Below are 16,755 nucleotides of genomic sequence, written 5' to 3' on the forward strand. Positions count from 1 at the left end.
GGGCCACCGTCGGCGACCCAGATCAGCGTGCGGGGTGGCGTGTCCGAGCGAAGCAGCTCCAGGGCGCCCTCGTCGACGGACGCCGCCGTGGCGCGCACCTGGGCGCCGGCCATGGCAGATGCGCGTAGCAGACCTTCCCGGTCGGCAGCCAGCAACCCCTCGACATCGTCGAGGTCGATGGTGGCAGCCCGGGAGGTCACAGAACCGACTCGCTACCCGACTCACTCCGTGCGGCGATCAGTTTCGCCACCTGCTCCACCACCTCGTCGACCTCTTCGGTGGTGCGGGCCTCGACGTTGAGCCGCAGCAGCGGCTCGGTGTTGGAGGTGCGCAGGTTGAACCAGCGCCCGTCGCCGAGGTCGACGGTGACCCCGTCGAGATGATCCAGGGACTGGATCCGGCTGCCGAAGGTGGTCAGCACGGCGTCCACGCAGCCGGGCGCATCGGCGACGGTGAAGTTGATCTCGCCGGACTCCTCGTAGCGCTGGTAGTCGGCCATCAGCTCCGAGAGCGGGCGCTGCTGCTCACCGAGCGCGGCCAGCACGTGCAGGGCGGCCAGCATGCCCGAGTCGGCGCCCCAGAAGTCGCGGAAGTAGTAGTGCGCCGAATGCTCGCCGCCGAAGATGGCGCCGGTCTCGGCCATCAGCCCCTTGATGTAGGAGTGGCCCACCCGCGAGCGCACCGCGGTACCGCCCCGCTCGACGATCAATTCCGGCACCGCGCGCGAGGTGATCAGGTTGTGGATCACGGTGGCACCGATCTCGCGGCCCAGTTCGCGGGCCGCCACCAGCGCGGTCACCGCGGACGGCGAGATGGGCAGACCTTTCTCGTCGACCACGAAGCAGCGGTCGGCGTCACCGTCGAAGGCCAGTCCGATGTCCGCTCCGGTGGCCAGCACGTGGGCCTGCAGGTCGACGAGGTTGGCCGGATCCAGCGGGTTGGCCTCATGGTTGGGGAAGGTGCCGTCGAGTTCGAAATACAGCGGCAGCACCGTGATCCCGGGAATCGCCTCGAGCACCGCGGGCGTGGTGTGTCCCCCCATGCCGTTTCCGGCGTCGACGGCCACCCGCAGCGGGCGCAGTTCCGACAGGTCGACCAGCGAGCGCAGAAAATCGCCGTACTCGGCGAGCACATCGCGGTCGGTGATCGCGCCTGCGGCACCGTCGTGCGCGGGCACACCGTTGATGACCTCATCGCTGATGGTCAGCAGGCCGGTGTCCTTGCCGACGGGCTTGGCACCGGCGCGGCACAGTTTGATGCCGTTGTAGGCGGCCGGGTTGTGGCTGGCGGTGAACATTGCGCCAGGGCAGTCGAGCAGACCCGAGGCGAAGTACAGCTGGTCGGTCGAAGCGAGCCCGATCCGCACCACGTCGAGCCCCTGGGCGACGACACCCTCGGCGAACGCGTCGGACAGAGCCGGCGAGCTGGCCCGCATGTCGTGTCCGATCACCACGGTGTCCACCGACCCGGTCGCGTCCTCATCGCGCACCAGACGGGCGAATGCGCCGCCGACGTCACGGACGAATGCGTCATCGATCTGTTCTCCGACCAGGCCCCGCACGTCATAGGCCTTGATGACAGCGTGGACAGCCTCAGCGGGCCGAGACATGGCTCTCCTCGCTCTCTGTGTACGGGGAATCGGGAACTGCTCTGCCCACTCAGCCTAGTGTCTCGGCACGACAGCCGCGGCAGGTCCCGTGAGCGCGCGCGAAACGGCCGACCCGGGTGCTGCCGGCGCCGGAGATGAGCGGAACTACTCGGAGTTCGGTTCGGGATCCGGGAGGACCCGCAGATGACCGCGACGGCGGCCGTTGGGTTCCGGGCGACGCACCGGCGGGGCCATCAGCGATCCGCCGGACACCCCGGTCGAGGGGTCGGAGAATCCGGCGGTCACGCCGTTCACCAGAGCCTGCACGCCTTCGTGGCCCTCGCGGACCGCGTCGGCGAGGGCACTCAGATCGTCCTCATCGGGATGAGACGGCAGCGGACCGGCGTGGCGGACCAACTCCCATCCGCGGGGAGCGGTGATCCGACCGGCATGCACGACACACAAATCCCAGGAATGCGGCTCGGACACGGTCGCCAGAGGTCCGACGACGGCTGTCGAGTCCCGATAGACGAAGGTCAGCGTCGCCACGGCGTAGTGCGGGCACCCGGGCCTGCAGCAGCGACGGGGAGCGTTCACGCAGGGAAGATTATCGTGCGGCGACGCCGGGGGCCTCCGGACACGCGCGCGCCGCGGCGCCCGATCTCCAACCGTTACCATCTCCTGCGTGGCGCAGCGTAACCATCGGGGTTCCCGGCGCGGCCGTGGAATGCGCGGGTCGCTGCTGCCGCCGACGGTGCCGGGCTGGCGCAGCCGGGCCGAACGATTCGACATGGCGGTGCTGGAGGCCTACGAGCCGATCGAGCGGCGGTGGCACACACGGGTGTCGACGTTGGACGTGGCGGTCGATGAGATCCCGCGCATCGCGCCCAAGGATCCCGACAGTGTGCAATGGCCGCCGGAGGTTGTCGCCGACGGGCCGATCGCGTTGGCCCGCCTGATCCCGGCCGGGGTAGACGTCCGCGGCAATTCCACGCGGGCGCGAATTGTCTTGTTCCGCAAGCCGATCGAACGGCGCGCCAAAGACACCGACGAACTCGCCGATTTACTACATGAGGTGTTGGTGGCTCAGGTGGCCACCTATCTGGGCGTGGAGCCCAACGTCATCGACCCTTCGGCCGAGGACGAATAGCACGTTGCGACCGGGCCAGCCGCAACGTGCCCGCGTCAGATGATGCCGCGCTTGAGGCGACGGCGCTCCCGCTCGGACAGGCCGCCCCAGATGCCGAAGCGCTCGTCATTGGCCAGCGCGTACTCCAGGCACCGGTCCTTGACTTCGCAGCCCTGGCAGATGCGCTTGGCCTCGCGCGTCGAGCCGCCCTTCTCAGGGAAGAACGCCTCGGGGTCGGTCTGCGCACACAGACCGCGCTCCTGCCACTGGTCGTCGTCCTCGAACGACTCGGGCGCCAACTCGATACGGTCGGGCACCAAGCTCAAATTCGGGCGCACAACCAGTTCGCTTGTCGCCGGATCGGTAGTGGTGTGCGGTGCACTGTCCACTGAACCGAGCATCCGGTCTTCGAACCGGAGCGCGCGGTCGAGATCGACCTGCTCAAAAGACATGTTCCGCCTCCTCACCTGATTATTTTCCCCGTTGTTGCCGATCGGGGCCCCTGCTGAATCACGGATCGCCAAACCCCTCCAGCACTGCCCCAGCTATCACTATTGTGATGTCAGGCCATCCGGATTCGAACATACGATCGAATCCCGGTCTGCGGCACCGAAACCGGCGGGCGAACCACGAAATGACACTGATGTGATTAGACACGCGTTAGCTGCCACGGTCAAGCGGAATGGCCAGTTTTCATACCATCTCGTGACATAGATCCGGCGTGTCCACGCACCGGCGTGTTCCCCACACCCCGGGCGGCGACACCGAAGAAAGCTGGCTGGCCTAGGGTCTGAGGGCGTGAAGGTCACAGTTCTGGTCGGCGGCGTGGGTGGCGCCCGCTTCCTCCTCGGCGTCCARCATCTGCTGCAACTCGGGCAGTTTGCCGACGTGGGCGCCGAATCCGAAGCGCCCACTCAACACGAGCTGACCGCCGTCGTCAACGTGGGAGACGACGCCTGGATGTTCGGCGTGCGGATCTGTCCGGACCTCGACACCTGCATGTACACCCTGGGCGGCGGCATCGACCCGGAACGTGGCTGGGGTCACCGTGACGAAACGTGGCATGCCAAGGAGGAACTGGCCGCCTACGGGGTGCAGCCCGATTGGTTCGGTCTCGGCGACCGCGATCTGGCCACCCATCTGGTGCGCAGTCAGATGCTGCGCGCGGGATATCCGCTCTCTCAGGTCACCGAGGCGCTGTGCGCCCGCTGGGCGCCCGGCGCCCGGCTGCTGCCGGCCAGCGACGACCGCAGCGAAACCCACGTCGTCGTCACCGATCCCGAAGGCGAACGCAAGGCCATCCACTTCCAGGAGTGGTGGGTGCGCTACCGCGCCAAGATCGAAACGCACAGCTTCGCCTACGTCGGCTCCGACAAAGCCACCGCCGCACCCGGTGTGGCCGAGGCCATCGCCGAGGCCGATGTGGTGCTGATCGCCCCGTCCAATCCGGTCGTCAGCATCGGTTCCATCCTCAAAGTCGGCGGAATCCGCGGCGCGCTGCGTTCCACCGCGGCACCCGTCATCGGCTACTCGCCCATCATCGCGGGAAAGCCGTTGCGCGGGATGGCCGACGAATGCCTTTCGGTGATCGGCGTCGAATCGTCCTCGGAGGGTGTCGGGAAACACTTCGGCGCGCGCACCGGTGTCGGCATCCTGGACGGCTGGCTGATCGACGAGGGCGACGCCGCCACCATCGAGGGTGTCGAGGTCCGCCAGGCCCCCCTGCTCATGACCGATCCCGCGACCACCGCCGAAATGGTGCGGGCCGGGCTGCAATTGGCGGGCGTCGCGCTGTGAGCCCCGAACACGGCAGCGCGGAGCACGGGACGGCTGCGTCCATCGAGATCATCCCGGTGACCGGGCTCGGCGAATTCCGGCCCGGTGACAATCTGGCCGCGGCGATCGCCGGCGCGGCCGAGTGGTTGCGCGATGACGACGTGGTGGTCATCACCAGCAAGGTGCTCTCCAAGACCGAGGGCCGAATCGTCACCGCGCCCACCGACCCCGAGCAGCGGGACATGCTGCGCCGCAAGCTCATCGACGACGAGGCCGTGCGGGTGCTGGCCCGCAAGGGCAAGACGCTCATCACCGAGAACGCCATCGGGCTGATCCAGGCCGCCGCCGGGGTGGACGGATCCAACATCGACGCCGCCGAACTCGCCCTGCTGCCGGTCGACCCGGACGGCAGTGCCGCGGCGATCCGGGACGGTATCGCAACGCATCTGGGCGTGCGGGTAGGCATCGTCGTCACCGACACCATGGGACGAGCCTGGCGCAACGGGCAGACCGATGTCGCGATCGGTGCGGCCGGGTTGACGGTCCTGCACGGCTACGCCGGCGCGCTGGACCCGCACGGCAACGAACTCGTGGTGACCGAGATCGCGGTGGCCGACGAACTCGCCGCCGCGGCAGATCTGGTGAAGGGCAAGCTGACCGGCATCCCGGTGGCGGTGGTGCGCGGGCTCACGCTGCGCGACGACGGCTCCAACGGCCACACCCTGGTCCGCAGCGGCGAAGAGGACCTGTTCTGGCTCGGCACCGCCGAGGCGATCGAATTGGGCCGCAGACAGGCGCAATTGCTGCGCCGCTCGGTGCGGCAGTTCAACGCCGAGCCGGTCGCCGCCGCACTCATCGAGGAGTCGGTCGCCGAGGCGCTGACCGCACCGGCACCGCATCACACCCGCCCGGTGCGGTTCGTCTGGGTGCGCGATCCGGACACCCGGACCCGGCTGCTCGATGCGATGAAACAGCAGTGGCAGCACGATCTGAGTGCCGACGGCCGCTCCGAGGACGAGGTGTCGCGCCGGGTGGCGCGCGGCCAGATCCTCTACGACGCCCCCGAACTCGTCATCCCGTTCATGGTTCCCGATGGCGCACACAGCTATCCGGATCCAGCGCGCACCGCGGCCGAGCACACCATGTTCACGGTGGCGGCCGGCGCGGCGGTACAGGGTCTGCTGGTGGCACTGGCGGTCCGTGGTGTCGGCAGCTGCTGGATCGGCTCGACGATCTTCGCCGCCGAGATCACCCGCCGCGAGCTGGGTATCGAAGAAGACTGGGAACCGTTGGGCGCCATCGCGATCGGCTATCCCGCCGAGGACACCGGACCCCGCGACCCGGCGCCCACCGACGGGTTGCTGATCCAACGATGAGCCTGCACGCCTCCGTCGTCGATCTGCTGTCCCGATGGGATGCACCAGATCCTGAACAGGACGCGTTGCGCCACGCGGTGCTGGCCTTCGTGCTGGCCCGGCCCGACGCCTGCGCGCGGTCCTGCGAGCCCGGCCACGTCACCGCCTCGGCACTGGTCCTCGACCACCGCGGCGAACACGCCCTGCTCACCCTGCACCCGCGGGTGGGCCGGTGGCTGCAGCTCGGTGGGCACTGCGAGGAGTCCGACAGCGATATCACCGCGGCGGCGCTGCGTGAGGCCACCGAGGAGTCGGGTATCGACGGGCTGCGTATCGACCCGGACATGGTTGCGCTGCACGTGCATCCGCTGACCTGCTCACTCGGTGTGCCGACCCGTCATCTGGATCTGCAGTTCGTCGCGCACGCACCGGCCGATACCGAATTCGTGCGCAGCGATGAATCGCTGGATCTGCGGTGGTGGCCGCTGGACGCGATGCCGCAGGACGACCCGGCGCTGGTGGCGCTGGCGAAGGCCGCGCAAGCCTGATCGGTCCGGTCCGCCCTCAGACGTCGGTGGAGTAGCGGATCCCGCCGTCGGGGATGGTGACCCCCGGCCACACCCGGGCGCCGCGCAGCAGCTCGCAGCGGGCCCCGATATCGGCACCGTCGCCGATGACACCGTCGCGGATGAGCGCCCGCGGGCCGATGCGGGCGCCGAACCCGATGATGGACCGTTCGATGACGGCCCCGGCCTCGACCCGGACCCCGTCGAAGATGACCGCACCGTCCAGTCGGGCTCCGGCGCCGATCTCGGCACCGCGGCCGACCACGGTCCCGCCGAGCAGCAGCGCGCCGGGTGAGACGGCCGCACCGTCGTGGATGAGGAACTCGCCGCGCTGATGCTGCAACGCGGGCGACGGGGCGATACCGCGGACCAGGTCCGCCGATCCCCGCACGAAATCGTCGGGGGTGCCCATATCGCGCCAATAGCTGGCGTCGACGTACCCGCACACCTTCTGTCCCTCGGTGAGCAGCGTCGGGAACACCTCGCGCTCCACCGACAGAGCCCGGCCCTTGGGAATCTGGTCGATGATCTCGCGGCGGAAGACATAGCAGCCGGCGTTGATCTGATCGGTCGGCGGATCCTGGGTCTTCTCCAGGAAGGCGGTGACCCGGCCGTCGGCGTCGGTGGGCACGCACCCGAAGGCGCGCGGATCCCCGACCCGCACGAGATGCAGGGTCACATCGGCCTGATGGCCGGCATGGCAGTTCAGCAGGGCGCCCAGATCGGCGCCGGAGAGCACATCGCCGTTGAACACCAGTGCGGTGTCGTGGCGCAGCTTGCCGGCCACGTTGGCGATACCGCCGCCGGTGCCCAGCGCCTCCTCCTCGACGACGTACTCGATCTCCAGACCGAGTTTCGATCCGTCACCGAAGGCCGCTTCGAACACCTCGGCCTTGTAGGAGGTGCCCAGCACGACATGCTGGATACCGGCCGCGGCGATCCGCGACAGCAGGTGGGTGAGGAACGGCAGCCCGGCCGTCGGCAGCATCGGTTTGGGCGCCGACAGGGTGAGCGGGCGCAGTCGGGTGCCCTGCCCGCCGACCAGGATGACCGCATCCACGTTCGCCGGATCGAGTGTGCTGGCCATTCAGAGCCGCCCTTTCGCCTGTTTACGTCGAGAGTTCCGGACCACGAGACCGGCTCGGGTTGCCAGCGCACCCCTGATCGTCCACCTCAACGGGGCCTGCCACCAGCGCGAATGACGGTCAGYCAGGAAAGTGTAGGTGCTGCGGTGGTGGGCCGCCAGATTCTTCGCGGGATCGCGCCCGGTCGAATGTCCCTTGTCGTGCAGGATCTCGGCGGTCGGCACATAGATGTTCTGCCGGCCCGCCCGCTCCAGCCGGTCGCCGAGGTCGACGTCCTCCATGTACATGAAATAGCGCTCGTCGAAACCGCCGATGTGGGTGAACGCGTCGCGGCGCAGCAGCAGGCAGGCGCCGGACAGCCAGCCGACCGGACGTTCCGTGGGGACCAGCCGTTCCTGCCGGTAGGCCGCCGTCCAGGGGTTGGTCTTCCAGACCGGGCCGACCACGGCGTGCATGCCGCCGCGGATCAGGCTGGGCTGATGCCGGGCCGACGGGTACACCGAGCCGTCCGGATCGCGGATCAGCGGACCGAAGGCACCGGCCTGCGGCCACCGCTGCGCGGCCGCCAGCAGTTCGTCGATGCTGCCCGGGCCCCACTGCACATCGGGGTTGGCCACGATGAACAGCTCACCGTCGGTCACGAAGGCATCGACGGCGCGGTTCACGGCGGTGCCGTAACCGAGATTGCCGCCGGTGCGCAGCAGCCGGACGTTCGGATATCGCTCGACCGCCTCCTCGGGGGCACCGTCGGTGGAGCCGTTGTCGGCCATGATCACCGTCACCGGCCGGTCGGTGGCATGAGCCAGCGAGGCCAGGAAGCGATCCAGATGGGGGCCCGGTGAATAGGTCACCGTCACGACCTTCAGTTCGTCAGTCACCACGCCCAGCCAGTTCGTCGCCCACGCTGCAGAGGGTAACCATTCTTCCCCCCGTCGCTACGCTCGCCCCGGATCCCGTCCTCCCGTTCGCTACGTCCGCCCCGGATCCTCAAGGCAGTGCCGTCAAGGCGGCATCCAGCCCATCCCGCCAGGACCGCATCGGTCTGTGGCGGGCGTCATAACGCGCGGTCGACAACGCCGAGTAGACCGGACGCGGTGCGGGCCGCGGATGCCGGTCGGTACTCACCGGCCGGACCCGCTGCGGGTCGGCGCCGATCCCGGCGAACACCGCGCAGGCGAGCTCGTAGCGGCTGGCCGGGCCGGTGTTGGCCACGTGCAGCAGCGATGCGGGCGCCGGATCGTCGGCGATGAGAAGCAGCGCGCGGGCCAGGTCGGCGACATAGGTCGGCGATCCGGTCTGATCGGCCACCACGTCCACGTGCTCGCGTTCGGACTCCAGTCGGCGCATCGCGGCGACGAAATCGTTGCCCGTCCCGGTGTACACCCACGCGGTACGCACGACGGTCGCCTCCGGCAGCACGTCGTGCACCTGCTGCTCCCCGGCGAGCTTGCTGCGGCCGTAGACGCTGCGGGGCCCGACAGGGTCGTCCACCTCGTAGGGCCGCGGGGCTCCGCCGAAGTCCCCGCTGAACACGTAATCGGTGGAGATGTGGATCAGCCGGGCGCCGTTGGCTGCGCAGACGCGCGCGACATTGCCTGCGCCGGTGGCGTTGACGGCGTACGCCCGGGCCTCTTCGGTCTCGGCGACATCGACGGCGGTCAGGGCCGCGCAGTTGATCACCACGTCACCGGGGGCGACGATATCGGCGCCGGCCGCCGGGTCGGTGATGTCCCACTGCGACGACGTGCACGCGAGCAGATCGCGTCCCTGGGCGGGGAGTGCACCGCCCAGGAACCGGCCGACCTGCCCGCCCGCGCCGGTGATGACGATTCGGGCAGGCACAACCGGCTATCCGGCGAGCACGCCCGCGGCGACCTTCGGCTGCCAGTCCGAGGTGAGCAGCGCGCCGTAGTTGGCCTCACGGTCGTTGCGGTTGGAGCTGTCCAGGTCACGCACGGCGTGGATGAAGGCCGGTCCGGCCCACCCGACGGCGGCGGCCGCCCCCAGCACGTCGACGATCTGCTTGGCCTGCTCCTGCTGGCTCACCCCGTCGCCGGGGATGTCGCTGGTGGACGCGCCCATCTCGGTCAGCCAGATCTTCTTGCCGCCGTCACCGTTGGCCGCCATCACGTCATGCATGCGCAGCACATCGGACCACCCGTTGTTGCTGTCGGCGGCCAGGCCACCCGGGAAGACATAGGGGTGCGCCGCGGCCGCGTCGAAGGAACCCTTCGCACCAGCGGCGTACATCTGCTGCAGGAATCCCGGGGGTGAGTCCGGGCCCTCCAGCGGGCTGAGTCCGGCGGCGACGACGGTCGCACCCGGGTTGGCGCCCTTGATCGCGGGATAGGCGGCCTTGAGCATGTCGGTGTACCGGACGGCCTTGTTGTCGGCGAAGCCCATGAACAGCGGCAGGTTCGGCTCGTTCCAGACCTCCCAGGCGTTGATCCGGCCGGCGTAGCGCTTGGCCGCGGCCGCGGTGAAGGCGCCGAAATCGCCGTAGTTCTTGGGCGGCGACGACGGGAACAGCAGCTGCGCACCCTCGGTGCGGGCCCAGAACGGGGTATTGGAGATCAGCCCGAGGACGCGCAGACCGTTCGCACTCGCGGCGTTGACCAGGCTGTCGAAGTAGCCCCAGTTGTATTCACCCGGACCGATCCCGACGATGCCCCAGTCCAGCGGGAGCCGCACCCAGCTGCCGCTGGTCTTGGCGACCGCGGCGATCTCGCGGGCGGAATCACCCGGGTTTCCGGTGGCCCAGGTGTATCCCTGGGCGAATCCGTAACCGTCGGCGGGGGCCACCACCGCGTTCGCGGTGGCCGGGCTGACCGTGACCATCGACACCACCAACGCGACCATTACCGCCGCGCGGCCCAAAGTCCTGACCCAAGTTTTCCGCATACCGTTCAAGTTACCGGACCTCTCATCTGCTCATCGACCGAACGCCCAGCCCAGACGGGGTGAACGCCGCAGTCGGCCGATGACAACTCGTACGCCATGTGTCGTTCGCTGAACCGCCATCGTTACCGCGGGGACCCAGCACATCCGGCACGGCGGACGTTGGCACGCCGACGCGCTTCGGCGGACATCGATGCTCCGGCCAGTAGCCTGGGCTGATGCAAAATCGGCTGACCAGAACGGTCGGCGTCATTGCCGCAGTGGCGGTGGTGGTGTTCACTGGCGTGGCCTGGAGCACCGTGCGGTCGTTCGAGGACGGCATCAACCACGTCAATTCCGCCGCCCTCGGCGGAGGCGGCGAGGACGGCGCGATCGACATCCTGCTGGTCGGCGTCGACAGTCGTACCGATGCCCACGGGAACCCGTTGTCGGCCGAGGAATTGGCCACCCTGCGGGTCGGCGACGATGTCGCCACCAACACCGACACCATCATCCTGGTGCGCATCCCGAACAACGGGAAGTCGGCCACCGCGATCTCCATCCCCCGCGACACCTACGTCGAACTGCCGGATGACCAGGGAAAGATGAAGATCAACGGCGTGTACGGCGACGCGCGGCTGGCCACCATGAAGCAGCTCATCGAGGTCGAGGGCATGGACCCGCTCGAAGGTGAGAAGCGAGGCACCGAAGCCGGCCGGGAGGCGCTGATCGAAACGGTCGCGCATCTGACCGGTGTGACCGTCGATCACTACGCCGAAATCGGGCTGCTGGGCTTCAGTTTGATCACCGACGCGCTCGGCGGCGTCGATGTCTGCCTCAAAAACCCGGTCTACGAACCTCTTTCCGGCGCCGATTTCCCGGCCGGCTGGCAGAAACTGGACGGTGCGAGGGCGTTGAGCTTCGTGCGGCAGCGCCACGATCTGCCGCGCGGCGATCTGGACCGGGTCACCCGCCAGCAGGCGGTGATGGCATCGCTTGCCCATCAGGTGATCTCCGGTAAGACGCTGTCCAGCCCGGCCACCCTGGGCCGGTTGCAGACCGCCGTGCAGCGCTCGGTGGTGCTCTCCGATGGCTGGGACATCATGGATTTCGTGGAGCAGCTCCAGGAAATCGCGGCCGGTTCGGTCGCCTTCGCCACCATTCCGATCCTGCGCGAGGACGGCTGGAGCGATGACGGCATGCAGTCCGTGGTCCGCATCGACCCGGACAGCGTCAAGGAATGGGTGAGCGGTCTGCTGGACGAACAGGAGCAGGGCAACACCGAGAAGGTGGCCTACTCCCCCGACAAGACCACCGTCGACGTGGTCAACGACACCGATGTCGGTGGTCTGGCCGCCGCCGTCTCCGAGGTGCTGACCGGCGGCGGCTTCACCCCCGGCGCCGTCGGCAACCACGAGGGTGACGGGGTGGCCAACAGCCAGGTACGCGCGCCCAGCGTCGATGACCTTGGCGCGCAGGCTGTTTCGAAAAGCCTGGGCAACCTGCCTGTCATCGAGGACCCGTCGATGGCACCCGGCACCGTGCAGGTCGTGCTGTCCGACGATTACGCGGGCCCCGGTTCGGGCCTGGAAGGCACCACGCCATCGGCCGATCCCGCGTCCACCGAGTGGTACCAGGGCTACGAAGGCGAGGATCTGATCTCCTCTTCCGAGGACGCACCCCCGCCCCCGTCGCCGATCATCACCGCCGGCTCCGACGACCCCCAGTGCGTGAACTGACGTGACGACCGTCAGCGCGGCACTGCTGGACCCGTTGATGAAACGGGACCCGGTCGGCCCGCGGATCACCTACTACGACGACGCCACCGGCGAGCGCATCGAGGTGTCCACGGTGACACTGGCCAACTGGGCCGCCAAGACCGCCAACCTACTGCGCGACGAACTGGGGGCCGGCCCGGGCAGCCGGGTGGCGGTGCTGCTGCCCGCCCACTGGCAGACGGCCGCGGTGCTGCTCGGCACCTGGTGGATCGGTGCCGAGGTGGTGTTCGGCCGGCCGGATACCACCGATATCGCGCTGTGCACCGCCGATCGCCTCGATGAGGCAGATGCAGCGGCGGGCATGGGCGAGGTGGTGGCCCTGTCGCTGGATCCGTTCGGTAAGCCGGTGCCCGACCTGCCCATCGGGGTGACCGATTACGCGACCTCGGTCCGCGTGCACGGCGATCAGATCGTCCCGGAACGGGCGCCCGGCGCGGCCCTGAACGGCCGGTCCGCCGCCGACGTGCTCGCACTGGCCGCCGACTCGGCCAGTGCGCAGGAACTGACCGACTCCGACCGGGTGCTCTCCACCGCGCGCTGGGACACCGACGACGACCTGATCCGGCATTTCCTCGCCGTGCTGTCGTCGGGCGCGTCACTGGTTCAGGTCGCCAACGCCGATCCGGCCGTGCTGGACCGGCGACGCGAGATGGAAAAGGTGAGCCGGGGGTAATTCGTCCGATCGGCGGCTATATCAAATACCCTGGGCGTCAATATTGTCCTCGCATAGGCCAAACGGCCTCGGATGAGTACCCTGTGACAGGTGGGAAGCATCGCGATGAAATTCGCTGCATATCGGCATTTGGGCCATCGACGGGTGCAGGGCTATACGGAATCGTCGGCCATCGGGTTGCTGCATGCCGTCGATCAGTACCAGCGCGACGCCGGGATCAATGGCCCCATCGCCGAGATCGGCGTGCATCACGGGCAGCTGTTCATTGCGATGAAGCTCCTGCAGCAACCGGGTGAGGCGGCCATCGCCATCGACCTGTTCGAGGACCAGGAGTCCAATATCGACAAGTCCGGTCAGGGCGACCGGGACCGCTTCCTGCACCACCTCGACCAGTGGACCGACCGCACCGGCTTGGTCATCCATCAGGGTGACTCGACCGCGATCGTGCCCGGCGACATCGCCGCGATGTCGAACGTGCGGATCTTCTCCGTCGACGGCGGACACACCCAGGAGATCGTGCTCAGCGATATGCGGCTGGCCGAGAAGAGTCTCGTCGACGGCGGAGTGGTGATCGCCGACGACGTGTTCAACCAGCAGTGGCCCGGCGTGTGCGTCGGCACCGTGCACTACCTGGAGCAGGGCGGCGCCCTGGTGCCGTTCTACATCGGCTACAACAAGGTGCTGTTCACCCAGCCCGAGCATGCCGAGCGCTACCGCCGCACCTTGGACGCGGCCTACGCCGACCGGACCATGACGGCGGTTTTCGAATCCACCTTCGTCGGCCACCCGGTCAGCGTGCTGGTGCCGGTGCCCAAGCACCCGGTGCACATCGCGCGGCGCAGCGAGACGGTCCGCAACACCTACCAGAAGGTCGCCAAGCTCATCCGCTGATACGCGAATGGCCAGTTTCACACGCCTTTTCGCGAAAAGCGTGCAATAACTGGCCACTCGGCGCAAACCTACTTCAGCAGCTGGCGGCTCATCACGACGCGCTGGATCTGGTTGGTGCCCTCGTAGATCTGGGTGATCTTGGCGTCGCGCATGTAGCGCTCCACCGGAAAATCGACGGTGTAGCCGTACCCACCGAACAACTGCACCGCGTTGGTGGTCACCTCCATCGCGACATCGGAGGCGAAGCACTTCGAGGCCGAGGCCAGGAACTGCAGGTTGGGTTCCATCCGCTCGGCCCGCGCGGCCGCGGTGTAGACCATCAGCCGGGCGGCCTCGATCTTCATCGCCATGTCGGCGAGCATGAACTGGGTGCTCTGGAAGTCCGCGATCGACTTGCCGAACTGCTTGCGCTCCTTGGTGTACGCGATCGACGCGTCCAGGGCGCCCTGGGCGATCCCGACGGCCTGGGCCCCGATGGTGGGCCGGGTGTGGTCCAGGGTCGCGAGCGCGGTCTTGAACCCGGTGCCGGGCTCACCGATGATGCGATCCCCCGGGATGCGGCAGTTCTCGAAGTAGAGCTCGGTGGTGGGCGATCCCTTGATGCCCATCTTGTGTTCCTTGGGTCCGGCGCTGAATCCCTCGTCGTCCTTGTGCACGATGAACGAGGAGATGCCGTTGGCGCCCTTGTCGGGGTCGGTCACCGCCATCACGGTGTACCAGGTCGACTTGCCGCCGTTGGAGATCCAGCACTTGGTGCCGTTGAGGATCCAGTCATCGCCGTCGGCGACGGCCTTGGTGCGCATTGCCGCGGCATCGCTGCCGGCCTCGCGCTCGCTCAGGGCGTAGGACGCGGTGGCTTCGCCGGCCGCGATCGAGGGCAGCACCTTCTGCTTGAGCTCCTCGGAGCCGCGCATGAGCAGTCCGGTGGTGCCCAGCTTGTTGCAGATGGGGATGAGCGAGGACGACGCGCACACCCGGGCGACCTCTTCGATGACGATGCACGCCGCGACCGAGTCCGCGCCCTGCCCGCCGTACTCCTCGGGGATGAACACCGCGGAGAAGCCGGAACCGTCCAGCGCCGCCAGCGCCTCATCGGTGTAGCGCGCCTGCGCATCCACCTCCGCGGCGTACGGCTCGATCTCCTTCTCACACAGCGAGCGCAGCACGGTGCGCAGCTCATTGTGCTCGTCGGACAGCTGGAACAGGTCAAATGACGGGTTGGCAACCATCTGGATCTCCTCGCTACTCGTCAGTAACTTTAGCGGTTAATCCGCGCCACCCAGTAGCCGGTCCCGCAGTGCGGCGTCCTTTGCCAGCACCATCTTCTCCAGGTCGGCCTGGAATGCCTCGATCCGGGCGCGCAGCGCGGGATCGAACGCCCCGAGAATCCGCACCGCGAGCAGGCCGGCATTGCGGGCACCGCCGATGGACACCGTGGCCACCGGGACCCCGGCGGGCATCTGCACGATGGACAGCAGCGAATCCAGCCCGTCCAGGCGCGCCAGCGGGACCGGTACCCCGATCACCGGCAGCGGGGTCGCGGCGGCGACCATGCCGGGCAGGTGCGCCGCGCCGCCCGCACCGGCGATGATCACCTGGATGCCGCGGCCCGCCGCGTGCTGGGCGTAGTCGAGCATCCGGGCCGGCGTGCGGTGCGCCGAGACGACACCGATCTCGAACGGGATCTCGAACTCCGCGAGCGCGGTGACGGCGTCCTCCATCACCGACCAGTCGCTGTCGCTGCCCATGATGACCCCGACCCGCGGGCCGGGCACGGTGTGCGCTTCGGTCATGTCAGTGCCCGTCCCATCCATCCGTCCACTGCGCATGCGACAGCCAGTGTGCTGCGCGCTGCGCTCTTTCCCTCAGTGCGCCAACATATTCCGGGTCATCGGCCGATCCGCCGGGTGCACCCACCAGATTCACGTGCCCGATCTTGCGGCCGGGCCGCTCCCCCTTGCCGTACAGGTGCACCTTCGCGTCCGGCATCCGCCCGCACAGATGGTGCACCCGCTCGTCCATCGACATCCGCGGCGTCTCGGCGGCACCGAGCACATTGCCCATCACGGTCACCGGGGCCAGCGCCGCGGTATCGCCGAGCGGGTAGTCCAGCACCGCCCGCAGGTGCTGTTCGAACTGACTGGTGCGGGCGCCGTCCATGCTCCAGTGCCCCGAGTTGTGCGGGCGCATCGCGAGCTCGTTCACCAGCACTGCCCCGGATTCCGTCTCGAACAGCTCGACCGCCAGTACGCCGACGACCCCGAGTTCGGAGGCCAGCCGCAGGCCCAGCGCCTCAGCGCCGGCCGCGATCTCGCGGGGCAGGCCCGGCGCCGGTGCGATGACCTCCACGCAGATGCCGTCGCGCTGCACGGTCTGCACCACCGGCCAGGCCGCGCCCTGCCCGAACGGGGACCGGGCCACCAGCGCGGAGAGCTCGCGGCGCCATGCCACCCGCTCCTCCAGCATGACCTCGACACCGTCGGCCAGATACCCGGCGACCGCCTCTCTGGCGTGCGCAAGATCGCGGGCCAGCACCACGCCGCGGCCGTCATAGCCGCCACGCACCGTCTTGACCACCACCGGACGGGAGGTCCGCGCGGCAAACGCATCGACATCGTCGACGGTCCGCACCGCGGAGTAGGCCGGGATGGGTGCGCCCAGGGCCTCCAGCCGGCGGCGCATCACCAGCTTGTCCTGGGCGTGGATCAGGGCCTGCGGCGGCGGCGCCACCGTGACGCCCTCGGCGACGAGCTGTTCCAGATGCTCGGTCGGCACGTGTTCGTGGTCGAAGGTCAGCGCGGCGACCCCCTGCGCGGCGCGCCGCAGTGCGTCCAGGTCGGTGTGGGCACCGATCACCACATCGGGTGTGACCTGAGCCGCAGGATCGTCGGGCCCGGAGGCCAGCACCCGCAGCGTCTGCCCCAGCGCGATGGCGGCCTGGTGGGTCATTCTGGCGAGCTGGCCCCCGCCGATCATCGCGACGGTGGGCGCTCGGGAGTCACTGGGCGTTCGGGGCACGGCACATATGTTGTCATGT

The 16,755-nt window shown here is 68.6% G+C and carries 17 protein-coding genes and 1 pseudogene; 7 read left to right on the forward strand and 11 right to left on the reverse strand.

Annotated elements, in window-relative coordinates:
- The 3 genes and pseudogenes from AC1DTF_RS25720 to AC1DTF_RS25730 form a co-directional block, all read right to left on the reverse strand.
- Positions 1-200: pseudogene (locus AC1DTF_RS25720) on the reverse strand (TobH protein); the annotation flags it as partial.
- Positions 197-1,609: a phosphomannomutase/phosphoglucomutase gene (locus tag AC1DTF_RS25725; protein ID WP_057167192.1), complete on the reverse strand. Its 1,413-nt coding sequence runs from the start codon at positions 1,607-1,609 to the stop codon at positions 197-199. The gene AC1DTF_RS25725 and the pseudogene AC1DTF_RS25720, both read right to left, overlap by 4 nt.
- 144 nt (positions 1,610-1,753) lie before the next feature.
- Positions 1,754-2,185: a DUF3499 domain-containing protein gene (locus AC1DTF_RS25730; RefSeq protein ID WP_057167193.1), complete on the reverse strand. Its 432-nt coding sequence runs from the start codon at positions 2,183-2,185 to the stop codon at positions 1,754-1,756.
- A gap of 130 nt (positions 2,186-2,315) precedes the next feature.
- Between AC1DTF_RS25730 and AC1DTF_RS25735 the strand changes: the two genes are divergently transcribed.
- On the forward strand, positions 2,316-2,738 hold the full coding sequence (locus AC1DTF_RS25735) for a metallopeptidase family protein (RefSeq protein ID WP_057167194.1): 423 nt from the start codon (positions 2,316-2,318) through the stop codon (positions 2,736-2,738).
- Positions 2,739-2,773: 35 nt separating this feature from the next.
- Here AC1DTF_RS25735 and AC1DTF_RS25740 read toward each other — a convergent pair whose 3' ends face one another.
- Positions 2,774-3,043 carry a WhiB family transcriptional regulator gene (locus AC1DTF_RS25740; protein WP_199196430.1) on the reverse strand — a complete coding sequence of 90 codons (270 nt, stop codon included), beginning with the start codon at positions 3,041-3,043 and terminating at the stop codon, positions 2,774-2,776.
- Positions 3,044-3,515: 472 nt separating this feature from the next.
- Here AC1DTF_RS25740 and cofD point away from each other — a divergent pair, with 472 nt between their 5' ends.
- From cofD to AC1DTF_RS25755, 3 genes are read left to right on the forward strand one after another with little or no spacing between them, the layout of a single operon-like run.
- Positions 3,516-4,514, forward strand: a complete 999-nt coding sequence (cofD, locus tag AC1DTF_RS25745; protein WP_057167196.1) for a 2-phospho-L-lactate transferase — start codon at positions 3,516-3,518, stop codon at positions 4,512-4,514.
- Positions 4,511-5,869: a coenzyme F420-0:L-glutamate ligase gene (locus AC1DTF_RS25750; protein ID WP_477476130.1), complete on the forward strand. Its 1,359-nt coding sequence runs from the start codon at positions 4,511-4,513 to the stop codon at positions 5,867-5,869. Before cofD ends, AC1DTF_RS25750 begins: the two co-directional genes overlap by 4 nt.
- Positions 5,866-6,396 carry an NUDIX hydrolase gene (locus tag AC1DTF_RS25755; protein WP_057167198.1) on the forward strand — a complete coding sequence of 177 codons (531 nt, stop codon included), beginning with the start codon at positions 5,866-5,868 and terminating at the stop codon, positions 6,394-6,396. Before AC1DTF_RS25750 ends, AC1DTF_RS25755 begins: the two co-directional genes overlap by 4 nt.
- Before the next feature lie 16 nt (positions 6,397-6,412).
- Here AC1DTF_RS25755 and manB read toward each other — a convergent pair whose 3' ends face one another.
- The 4 genes from manB to AC1DTF_RS25775 form a co-directional block, all read right to left on the reverse strand.
- Positions 6,413-7,501, reverse strand: coding sequence for a mannose-1-phosphate guanylyltransferase (manB, locus tag AC1DTF_RS25760; protein WP_057167199.1), 1,089 nt, complete (start codon positions 7,499-7,501; stop codon positions 6,413-6,415).
- A complete protein-coding gene (locus tag AC1DTF_RS25765; RefSeq protein ID WP_477476131.1) occupies positions 7,502-8,377 on the reverse strand; it encodes a glycosyltransferase family 2 protein in 876 nt (291 codons plus the stop codon).
- A gap of 109 nt (positions 8,378-8,486) precedes the next feature.
- On the reverse strand, positions 8,487-9,341 hold the full coding sequence (rfbD, locus tag AC1DTF_RS25770) for a dTDP-4-dehydrorhamnose reductase (RefSeq protein WP_477476132.1): 855 nt from the start codon (positions 9,339-9,341) through the stop codon (positions 8,487-8,489).
- A gap of 6 nt (positions 9,342-9,347) precedes the next feature.
- A complete protein-coding gene (locus AC1DTF_RS25775) occupies positions 9,348-10,400 on the reverse strand; it encodes a hypothetical protein (protein ID WP_477476133.1) in 1,053 nt (350 codons plus the stop codon).
- Between the two features lie 215 nt (positions 10,401-10,615).
- Between AC1DTF_RS25775 and AC1DTF_RS25780 the strand changes: the two genes are divergently transcribed.
- The 3 genes from AC1DTF_RS25780 to AC1DTF_RS25790 all read left to right on the forward strand — a co-directional run bounded on the left by AC1DTF_RS25780 (position 10,616) and on the right by AC1DTF_RS25790 (position 13,718).
- On the forward strand, positions 10,616-12,115 hold the full coding sequence (locus AC1DTF_RS25780; protein WP_477476134.1) for an LCP family protein: 1,500 nt from the start codon (positions 10,616-10,618) through the stop codon (positions 12,113-12,115).
- Position 12,116: 1 nt separating this feature from the next.
- A complete protein-coding gene (locus AC1DTF_RS25785) occupies positions 12,117-12,827 on the forward strand; it encodes a TIGR03089 family protein (RefSeq protein ID WP_477476135.1) in 711 nt (236 codons plus the stop codon).
- A gap of 90 nt (positions 12,828-12,917) precedes the next feature.
- Positions 12,918-13,718: a class I SAM-dependent methyltransferase gene (locus tag AC1DTF_RS25790; RefSeq protein ID WP_235571060.1), complete on the forward strand. Its 801-nt coding sequence runs from the start codon at positions 12,918-12,920 to the stop codon at positions 13,716-13,718.
- A 68-nt stretch (positions 13,719-13,786) separates the two neighbouring features.
- Here AC1DTF_RS25790 and AC1DTF_RS25795 read toward each other — a convergent pair whose 3' ends face one another.
- The 3 genes from AC1DTF_RS25795 to AC1DTF_RS25805 are packed head-to-tail and all read right to left on the reverse strand — an operon-like array spanning position 13,787 to position 16,694.
- On the reverse strand, positions 13,787-14,947 hold the full coding sequence (locus AC1DTF_RS25795) for an acyl-CoA dehydrogenase (protein ID WP_057167204.1): 1,161 nt from the start codon (positions 14,945-14,947) through the stop codon (positions 13,787-13,789).
- Positions 14,948-14,983: 36 nt separating this feature from the next.
- Positions 14,984-15,511, reverse strand: coding sequence for a 5-(carboxyamino)imidazole ribonucleotide mutase (gene purE / locus AC1DTF_RS25800; RefSeq protein WP_057167205.1), 528 nt, complete (start codon positions 15,509-15,511; stop codon positions 14,984-14,986).
- Position 15,512: 1 nt separating this feature from the next.
- A complete protein-coding gene (locus AC1DTF_RS25805; RefSeq protein WP_477476144.1) occupies positions 15,513-16,694 on the reverse strand; it encodes a 5-(carboxyamino)imidazole ribonucleotide synthase in 1,182 nt (393 codons plus the stop codon).
- Positions 16,695-16,755 lie beyond the last annotated feature (61 nt).

It is taken from the genome of Mycobacterium sp. P4_H6 (genome assembly GCF_056400845.1).